Here is a 7,304-nt window from a genome sequence, read left to right as displayed (position 1 = left end):
TATTACAAGGATTTTTATCTTCTAATGTATTTCGAAAAGAATGCAAAACCCGATTTTATTGTTTCTTGCAAAGACGCAAAGGCGCGAAGTTTTGCTTTTACCCTGTTTTTATTGGTTTCGCAAAGACGCAAAGGCGCGAAGTTTTGCTTTTTTGTGGTTTTTATTGCTCTTTGAGCCACATCTTCTTTTCGAAACTGATTCCCTAGCCCCGATAGTCCCGAAGCCTCGGTAGAAAATCCTTTTGCTTTTTTCTTAAAAAAACAAAAGATTGGAGTGCATAGCGGGAAAGAGCTCCTGAACTAAAACTTCATTCTAAAAGCTTCGACTCCGCTCAGCTGGATAAAATAATATGTATAGAAATAATAAACCCGACAGGTTTTGAAAACTGTCGGGTTGTGGGTGAAGAAATCATACCTTATATATAGGAGTAGAAAAACATTACTACTATATTATAGTGCGTGGTTTATATCATCAATTACTTCTTTTGTAATATGGATGCTTTTGAGTTTTGCCTGATGATCGAAAATTGGGCTTGTTGCCATTAGTTCGTCTACTTTCGAGTAGTTGATAAACTTTTTAATATCTGTTATCAGTTGCTCTTTGTTTCCTGTGAAAGTACATGCGGTCATTTGATTGACGTGAAAACGCTCTTCTTCGCCCATAATATCATCGAGAGAATCTACTGGTGGCTGCAAACCTTTGCGATCACCTCGAATTAAGTTCAGAAACATTTGATATAGACTTGTAGATAGTCTTTCGGCCTCTTCATTTGTGTCGGCTGCAATAATATTGACACAAGCCATTGTTTTGGGTTTATCTAAAACATCTGAAGGCTGGAAGTTTTCGCGATAAAACTCGAAAGCCTGAATCATTTGGCGTGGTGCAAAATGCCCCGCGAAAGCATATGGCAATCCATAAGCTGCGGCAAGAGCCGCACTTTCCATACTTGAACCTAATATCCAGATTGGAACATTGGTACCTTCAGCTGGAAAGGCTCTAACTTTTGCAGTGGCATTTTCGGCAGAAAAGTAATCCTGAAGCTTGGTTACGTTTTGAGGAAAACGTTGTGCCTGCTCAAAAAAGTCCTTTCGGATAGCTTCGGCGGTTGGCTGATCTGTTCCTGGCGCTCTTCCTAATCCTAAATCAATTCTATTAGGATAAAGTGTTTCTAGTGTGCCGAATTGCTCGGCTACTATTAAAGGAGAATGATTAGGTAACATGATTCCGCCAGAACCTACTCGGATATTTTGAGTGTGACCAGCAATATAACCAATTAAAACTACTGTTGCCGTACTTGCAACATGTGCCATATTGTGATGTTCGGCCAGCCAAAAACGCTTGTAACCTAAGTTGTCTGCGAGTTGTGCTATTTCTTTTGTTTTTTGAAATGTTTCGGATGCATTGCTATCTTGTGTGATGATAGCTAATTCTAATATCGAGATTGAAATTGGGTCTTTCATATATAATGTAGCTTTTATGCAAAATTAATTCATTTGACACAAAGGCTAAATTCTTTCGTGTTAATAGAATTATAATATTTGTAGCTACAAGTGTTATTTATTTAGTTTAATATTAATGAGTTTATGATTTGTTTTTCCATCATTTGAAATTGTAAAATCGGATTCTTTAGAATCTATTTCGAATTTTGAAGGTGAGTTAATTGTCAAAGAAATGTCGCGATATCTAAATGTTTCCGGAATTTCAGGAACCTCAACGATAACAACAACATCTTTATCATTTTGTTCATAGTTAATTTTAATTCTGTCTCTCAGCCAAATATATTCGTAGACTTCTTGCCACGGTGCCATCCAGATCGAATCATTTCCTTTTGAACCATATTTGTCTGCAATATTTGTCATATAATATTTAAAGTCTGGAAAACGCATACTTAATGACCATAAATCTCCATTTCCTACTCCGTGTGTGAATTCGTTGTACCAAATTGGACTTTGCAATTTTGCAACTGAATCAAACGTTGCTAAGAAACGATCCATCGTTTTAAAGCCAATTGTATCTTTTGAACTTTGAACAAAGGTTCGGGCATAAATCATTTTATCAAGATTTATTTTTTGATCCACTTTAATAACCGGACCTGCCCCTACATAAGATGCTACAGAAAAAGAACCATTTGCAAGTGCGTCTTTTTCATATTCTAATTGATATCCCGGATCACTTTCTCCGCCGGGAACTACAAATTGCGACATTGTAAACCCAAGATTTTGTTTTACTGAAGTTGTATTTTCCGTTACTTCGTTCAGGAAATTAGTTCCGTGTTTGGTGGCATGATTTAAACCATGATTTAAAATATCCCAACCTGCATCGTACATTTCTTTTACTTCAGCCCATGAAAGATGTCCGCGATATGCCGAAAAATCTCCAATTGTTCCGCCATTAATCGCCAAACCTAGTTTGAACGAAATTTTATTTCCTAATCCATCTGAATAAAAAAGTCCTTTTGAGTTTGTTCCGTCTCCTCCCTGATCGTTTTTCCATTCGTTAATATTCTTTGAAGCTATTTTTCCTCCATTCAATAAAGGAAAAGCAGTTAAATAAGCCGATCGATATCCATCGTCCAGAGTAAAACTATAAGCTAAATGTTTATTGAATTTTAAAGCTGCTGTTTCAATCTTTACTTTTCCAGCAAATTTTAATTTGATTTTAAATGTAATCAATCTCGATTTTGGAGGATCAATTGTTGTATTTGAATTATTTGCTGAACAAAGAAATACGCCGTTAATAATAAGTAGTGTTGTAAATAAAAAAGGCTTTATTCTGAATTGTGGTATTTTCATTTGAAATAACTGATTTAGAGTTTTTAAAGATACAGTTCTTTTGCTAAATTCATCCTTAGAAATAAAAATTGTAACGATTTTGGTATGTGACTTTTTTTTAAAGAATTTCCATTTAATCAAAAAAGAGAACTAATTTAAAACCTAAATTTGTACTTCAAAATAAATTTAGATCCTAGCCTTTTCCCAAATGACACATAAAATTTTAATTATAGACGACGAAGAAAAACTTAGAAGTCTGTTGGCACGCATTATAAAATCAGAAGGATTTGACGTTATTGAAGCTAAGGATTTGAAATCAGGTTTTAAGAAACTTGAACAAACTGATATTGATGTCGTTTTATGTGATGTAAAATTACCAGACGGAAATGGCGTTGATTTTCTCCAAAACATTAAAGGAAGTTTTCCTTTGATCGAAGTTATTTTGTTAACCGCTTTCGGGAATATTCCGGATGGTGTTCAGGCTATGAAAAATGGCGCTTTTGATTATATCGTAAAAGGCGATGATAATGACAAAATTATTCCGCTTTTATATAAAGCCGTTGAAAAGGCGCATTTACAAAAAAAGGTACAACAACTTGAAAAACGTATTGGCGATAAATATTCTTTCAATACCATTATAGGGAAATCTAAAGGAATTGAGCAAGTTATTGATTTAGCCAAAAAAGTTGCCGTAACCGATTCTACAGTTTTGCTAACAGGCGAAACCGGAACCGGAAAAGAAGTTTTTGCACAAGCGATTCATGAAAACAGTAATCGTGTGGGGAAATCTTTTGTTGCTTTAAACTGTAGTACTTTCAGTAAGGAAATCTTAGAAAGTGAATTATTCGGACACAAACAAGGCGCTTTTACCGGAGCTTTAAAAGATAAAAAAGGTTTTATTGAAGAAGCTAACGGCGGAACTTTGTTTCTGGATGAAATTGGAGAAATGCCAATTGAACTGCAAGCAAAATTATTACGTGTTTTAGAAACCAGCGAATATATCCCGATTGGAGATACAACTCCCAAAAAATCAAATTTCAGATTAATTGCCGCTACAAACAGGGATTTAAAAACAGAAAGTGATGAACATCGTTTTCGTTCTGATTTGTATTTTCGTTTGAATATTTTCGAAATTAAACTTCCTCCTTTAAGAGAAAGAGTTAAAGATATCGCGCCAATTACGCAGTATTTTGTCAAACAATTTTCTGAGAAAACGAATAAAAAAACGTTAGATATTGCAGATGATTTTCTTCAGAAATTAGAAACATATTCCTGGCCTGGAAATATTCGGGAACTTAAAAATGTCATTGAAAGATCTGTAATTTTAAGCAGTGATACTATTTTAACTTCGGATGTTTTACCTTATGAAATGCAACATCAACCTGAAAAAGCTACCAAATCAATGTCGGCTTTTTCTATGCAAAGTGTTGAGAAACTTCACATTCAGAAGGTTTTAAATTATACAAAAGGTAATAAGGCGGAAACTGCCCGATTACTCGAAATTGGAATTGCTACTTTGTATAGAAAATTGGAGGAATATAGTATACAATAACCGTTGTAAATTCCAATTTAAAAATTCCAAATTCCAATTTTAAAGCTTCAACGCATTAGATCCTGCAAGGTTTTCAAAACCTTGTAGGTATTTCGAATCAACTCCAATCTTTACTATTCAGATTATCTAAAATTTATACCTACAAGGTTTTGAAAACCTTGCAGGAATCAGGAGTAATCCGGATAAACCCTTATCATTTCAATAAAAGCTTATCATTTTGATAGGCTTTTTTTATGCTTATTTTTTGGCATGAAATCACAATGCTTTTATTGGCAACGCTTTAGCCATTCCAACACTTTTTCGGAACAGCTTTTGGCATAAGTGGGAAGAACACAAAATTCATTCTCATGAAAAATCAAGTCACTTCAATCTACAAACAAGCGGAACGTTTTGCTGACATTACAAAGAAATCTATAATTTCAGGTAATATCGTTCGTGCAAAAAAATGTCTGGCTCTTGCTGAACGTCTTTTTATTACAGGAAGTATCGAAACTAAAAACGCTATTTCTAATGTCTACATTTTCTCGGTTTCTTCCTTTATGGAAGTGCGCCACTGCAATATTTCACATTTATTTCCTCAAACGCTAAAAGCGGAATACATCAAACAAGTCAATACTTCGGGTGTGTAAAATGTTTAATCAGTTAACTGTTTAATTGGTTAATCGTTCAAAAATCTAAAATCTATGCCGTCCCGAAGTTTCGGGATTGGGACTAAAATCTAAAATAATCATTCCTATGTTAATCACTTTCCTTTTACTCGCATTGGCCGTTTTGCTTTTTGCTATTTGTTTTAAATCAGTTGAATTTTTTGAAAAAATCTAAATCATGACTGCACTATTTATTATTTCCATCGCCGTTTTTGGCTATTTGGTTTATGTATTAATTAAACCCGAAAAATTTTAATGATGCAAAAGTTATAAGTGAGATTGATATTATGCATCAGTCTCCTTTTACAAATTACATCTCAACAAAAATAATCTCAAAATTATGAACACAGAATTACTTGGCGTCATCAGTATTTTTATCGTTTCGATAATTTTAGCCATTCCGTTAGGGAAATATATTGCTAAAGTTTATTTGGGCGATAAAACATTGTTTGACCCGATTTTCAATCCAATTGAAAAATTTATTTTTAAAATCAGCGGAATTAATTCTACTGAACAAATGAACTGGAAACAACACTTAAAAGCACTTTTAAGTATTAACATGATTTGGTTCTTTCTTTGCTTTTTTATCTTATTGTTTCAAGGATCGTTATTTTTAAATCCTGATAACAATCCATCAATGAGCCCGGATTTGGCGTTTAATACCGCCATTTCGTTTGTCGTAAATTGTAATTTACAACATTATTCAGGCGAAAGCGGAGTTTCTTATCTATCGCAAATGTTTTTAATGTTCTTGCAATTTGTTTCTGCCGGTGTTGGTATGGCTTCTGCGGCAATTATTTTTAATGCAATGAAAGAAAGAACCACTGATAAACTAGGTAATTTTTACGATTATTTCATCAAAAGCTGTACACGAATTTTATTGCCACTTGCTATTATTGTTGCTACAATTTTAGCATTTAGCGGAACCCCAATGGATTTTGACAGTAAAGATGCTATTACAACTTTACAAGGCGATCACGTAGAAGTTTCCCGCGGACCCGCTGCAGCTTTTATTGCTATAAAACATTTAGGTACAAACGGTGGTGGTTTTTTTGGAGCCAACTCAGCGCATCCTTTAGAAAACCCTACTTATTTTACCAACGCAGTTGAACTTTGGTCACAATTAATTATTCCGTTTGCTATGATTTTCGCTTTAGGTTTTTATCTAAAGAAAAAGAAATTTTCATATGTAATCTTCGGAGTTATGACGGTTGGATTCTTACTGCTCGTTATTCCAACAGTTATAAGTGAAATCAACGGAAATCCTGCTATCGAAAAAATGGGAATTGCCCAAACAACCGGAGCGATGGAAGGAAAAGAAGTTCGGTTTGGACCAGCGATTTCAGGTTTTTGGAGTATTGCCACAACCGTAATTTCTACAGGTTCTGTAAATAGTATGCACGATAGTTCAATGCCTGTTTCCGGTGCTATGGAATTGCTTGCCATGATGGTCAATGCATTTTATGGCGGTTGCGGTGTTGGGATTCTCAACTTTTATATTTTCATCATTCTGGCTGTATTTATTTCCGGATTAATGGTTGGTCGAACACCTGAATTTTTAGGAAAGAAAATTGAAGCAAGAGAAGTTAAAATTGCTGCTTTTATTGCTATTCTTCACCCTTTATTAATATTATCAGGAACAGCTTTAGCTTCTTATTTTGCTGCAAACGACACGGCAATGGGTTACTGGTTTAACGGAAACGCAACAGGCTGGTTAAACAATCCCGGACATCACGGATTCTCTGAAATGTTATACGAATATACTTCGAGCGCTGCCAATAACGGTTCCGGTTTTGAAGGTTTGGGGGACAACAATCCGTTCTGGAATATCACTACAGGAATTGTATTATTATTAAGCCGTTTCATTCCTATCGTTGGCCCATTGGCAATTGCAGGATTATTGGCTAATAAAAAATACATCCCCGAAAGTGCAGGAACTTTAAAAACTGACACTTCTATTTTTGGTGTAATGGTTTTTGCCGTAATCGCGATTATTGCTGCTTTATCATTCTTCCCAGCGTTGGCTTTAGGTCCATTGGCAGAATATTTTACTTTAAAATAATATAAAAGAAAAATGACTAATAATAAATCCAATTCATTGTTTGAAAGCAAACAGGTAAAAGAAGCCTTAGTGCAATCTTTTGTGAAGCTGAATCCAAAAATGATGATCAAAAATCCGGTAATGTTTACCGTAGAAATAGGAACTGCCATAATGCTTGCTGTTTGTGTTTCCATTTTAATGGGAGCAACAGATCAGGGTAGTTTCACCTATAACTTAATTGTGTTTCTGATTTTACTTGCAACGCTTTTGTTTGCCAATTTTGCGGAGGCAAT

Annotated in this window: 6 protein-coding genes and 1 pseudogene; 5 read left to right on the top strand and 2 right to left on the bottom strand. The window is 34.6% G+C overall.

The window, feature by feature from the left end:
* Positions 1-449: 449 nt before the first annotated feature.
* Together ACHZDT_RS23640 and ACHZDT_RS23635 are read right to left on the bottom strand one after the other, a co-directional pair.
* Positions 450-1,460: an LLM class flavin-dependent oxidoreductase gene (locus tag ACHZDT_RS23640; RefSeq protein ID WP_394777155.1), complete on the bottom strand. Its 1,011-nt coding sequence runs from the start codon at positions 1,458-1,460 to the stop codon at positions 450-452.
* Positions 1,461-1,553: 93 nt separating this feature from the next.
* Entirely contained in the window at positions 1,554-2,792 is a 1,239-nt protein-coding gene (locus tag ACHZDT_RS23635; RefSeq protein WP_394777154.1) for a polysaccharide deacetylase family protein, read from the bottom strand.
* 187 nt (positions 2,793-2,979) lie between these two features.
* Between ACHZDT_RS23635 and ACHZDT_RS23630 the strand changes: the two genes are divergently transcribed.
* From ACHZDT_RS23630 to ACHZDT_RS23610, 5 genes and pseudogenes are all read left to right on the top strand, one after another.
* Positions 2,980-4,323 (top strand): sigma-54-dependent transcriptional regulator, encoded by a 1,344-nt coding sequence (locus tag ACHZDT_RS23630; protein WP_394777153.1) that lies wholly within the window; start codon positions 2,980-2,982, stop codon positions 4,321-4,323.
* A 347-nt stretch (positions 4,324-4,670) separates the two neighbouring features.
* The gene (locus tag ACHZDT_RS23625; RefSeq protein WP_394777152.1) at positions 4,671-4,952 is read left to right on the top strand and encodes a hypothetical protein; all 282 of its coding nucleotides are present in this window, start codon (positions 4,671-4,673) and stop codon (positions 4,950-4,952) included.
* A gap of 196 nt (positions 4,953-5,148) precedes the next feature.
* Positions 5,149-5,226 carry a K(+)-transporting ATPase subunit F gene (gene kdpF, locus ACHZDT_RS23620; RefSeq protein ID WP_072975519.1) on the top strand — a complete coding sequence of 26 codons (78 nt, stop codon included), beginning with the start codon at positions 5,149-5,151 and terminating at the stop codon, positions 5,224-5,226.
* Between the two features lie 84 nt (positions 5,227-5,310).
* Positions 5,311-7,032, top strand: coding sequence for a potassium-transporting ATPase subunit KdpA (gene kdpA, locus ACHZDT_RS23615; RefSeq protein ID WP_394777151.1), 1,722 nt, complete (start codon positions 5,311-5,313; stop codon positions 7,030-7,032).
* Between the two features lie 12 nt (positions 7,033-7,044).
* Positions 7,045-7,304 (top strand): annotated as a pseudogene (locus tag ACHZDT_RS23610) (potassium-transporting ATPase subunit B); the annotation flags it as partial.

This window comes from Flavobacterium sp. (genome assembly GCF_043722275.1).
In the GTDB taxonomy this organism is placed as follows: Bacteria; Bacteroidota; Bacteroidia; order Flavobacteriales; family Flavobacteriaceae; genus Flavobacterium.
This window is presented reverse-complemented; position numbering and strand designations above follow the sequence as displayed.